A 1,562-nucleotide genomic window follows, 5' to 3' on the forward strand; every position below is an offset into this window, starting at 1 on the left:
GCCGGTCCCCGACGGCCAGGCGGCTGTATATCCGCCGTGGCAGGGCCCCGGGGCGCGGCCGTACGGGCCTGGCGCCCCCGAGGCGGCGCCGCCGCACGCTACCGGGGGCCTCGGGGTCCCGCCCGGGCCCAGCGAGCCCGAAGCAGCGCACGGGGCCGGAGTCCCTGGGGCGCGGCACGCGACCGGAGCCCCTGGCGGCCTCGCGCAGGGCCACGGAGCCGATGCCCCTGGCGACCCTGTGCAGGGCCCGGGAGCCGATGCCTCTGGGGGTACGGGCGACACCGGGGTACCGCAAGCCACGAGCACACCCGAGGGCACCGGGGGCCCGCACGCGGCGGGGCGGCATGGTCCGGAGAACTCCGGGGCTGCGCAGGGGCAGGTGGGGCCGCACGGGGCCCAGGGGCCGGGAGGTTCGGGAGCTGCGCACGGCCACGTGGGGCCGCGCGGGTCCCAGGGTCCCGCGGGATCGCAGGGGCCGGAGGGTTCCGGGAGCGCTCAGGATGCGGAGAGCACCGCAGGCGCGTACGGACCCCAGGACCCCGCAGCGCCGCACGGTATGGAGGGCTCCGGCGCCGGATACGGCCTTGAGGGCTCTCCGAGTGCTGCGGGTGTGCATGGCTCCGAGCCCTCGGGGGATGCCCACGGGCAGGCTGTGGAGCCGACGGACTCGTACGGGCCGGAGGGTTCCGAGGGCGGGCCTGGCTCGGAGGGCGCTGCGGGCGCGTACGGGCCTGAAGGTCCTGGAGGCGCGTACGGACCCGAGCGGCCCGGGGACGCCCACGGGTCCGGAGAGTCCCCCGCCCCGTATGGGCTGGACGTCACCGCGCCGTACGAGCTTGAGGGTGTCGACGAAGGGCATCGAGTCGGGCGGGCTGGCCGGGCCGAGCGGGCTGGGCGGGCCGGGCGGAAGCGGCGGATGGGGCTGCTTGCCATGGCCGGGGCCGTGGTCGCCGTCGTGGCCGTTACCGGTCTGGCGAGCGGGCTGTTCTCCTCCGATTCGGAGTCCGAATCGGACCGGGTACTGCCCGATCAGGCGAGCAGCGCGCCGGCGACGCTCGCGCCGAGCGGGTCGCCGGAGCCGCCCGCGTCCGCGTCGGCGTCCGAGTCCGCGTCCGCCACGGCGGAGCCGTCCTCCTCGACGAGCGAGAGCGCCGAAGCGTCCCCGTCCGCGACCGGGTCCGCATCGCCCTCGGCGAGCACGCGGCCCAAACCCTCGCCGACGACGGCCAACACCTCGGGCGCCGCCCAGGACCAGCCGCCCGCCGAGGTCCCCGTACTGCGCCGCGGCGACAAGGGCCCCGAGGTCCAGGAACTGCAGCGGCGGCTGAAGCGGGTGCTGCTGTACCTCGACGAGGAGCACGGCAACTACAACCCGCCCACCGAGGACGCCGTACGCAACTACCAGCTCACCCGCCAGATCAAGGGCGACCCCTCGGGCGTCTACGGCCCGGCCACCCGCCGCGCGCTGGAGCAGGAGACCAACTGACATCCTGGCCAACTGCGCCACCCCTAGGGGGCGTCTCCCCGATCTTCGCGGGCCCGCGACGCCTGGCACGGCACCT

General features: G+C 76.5%; 1 protein-coding gene. It reads left to right on the forward strand.

The features are described 5' to 3' along the window. Positions 1-652: 652 nt before the first annotated feature. Positions 653-1,486 carry a peptidoglycan-binding domain-containing protein gene (locus U9R90_RS36110; protein ID WP_411061719.1) on the forward strand — a complete coding sequence of 278 codons (834 nt, stop codon included), beginning with the start codon at positions 653-655 and terminating at the stop codon, positions 1,484-1,486. The last annotated feature ends 76 nt before the right edge of the window (positions 1,487-1,562 follow it).

It is taken from the genome of Streptomyces sp. E11-3, assembly GCF_046540415.1.
Taxonomy (GTDB): Bacteria; Actinomycetota; Actinomycetes; order Streptomycetales; family Streptomycetaceae; genus Streptomyces.